The organism is Pseudomonas sputi, assembly GCF_021603585.1.
GTDB lineage: Bacteria > Pseudomonadota > Gammaproteobacteria > Pseudomonadales > Pseudomonadaceae > Aquipseudomonas > Aquipseudomonas sputi.
In genome coordinates this window covers 1-333 of record NZ_BQHI01000077.1, presented here as the reverse complement: position 1 = coordinate 333, position 333 = coordinate 1, and the positions used below count along the sequence as shown (strand labels likewise).

Genomic DNA, 333 nt, shown 5'->3' with positions numbered 1-333 from the left:
GAGCTATGGCCCCGTATTTCTACAGGCGTTTCCCACACAAAATTGGTGGGTCTGGGCAGATTCGAACTGCCGACCTCACCCTTATCAGGGGTGCGCTCTAACCAACTGAGCTACAGACCCAATTTCGAGCTGCTAAGGCCGACCTCACCCTGCTCCTTACCGCAGAGCATGGGGTGCGCTCTAACCAACCAAGCCACAACCCTTTTGGCTGCTTCTTTCGTCTTCTTCAATGAATCAAGCAATTCGTGTGGGAACTTATGGAGCAGCTGATGTCGTCGATTAAGGAGGTGATCCAGCCGCAGGTTCCCCTACGGCTACCTTGTTACGACTTCA

At 53.2% G+C, this 333-nt stretch carries 1 tRNA gene and 1 rRNA gene; both read right to left on the bottom strand.

The features are described from left to right. Positions 1–43: 43 nt before the first annotated feature. A tRNA-Ile gene (locus L6D81_RS29370) sits at positions 44–120 on the bottom strand. A 160-nt stretch (positions 121–280) separates the two neighbouring features. After that, positions 281–333, bottom strand: a 16S ribosomal RNA gene (locus L6D81_RS29365); the annotation flags it as partial.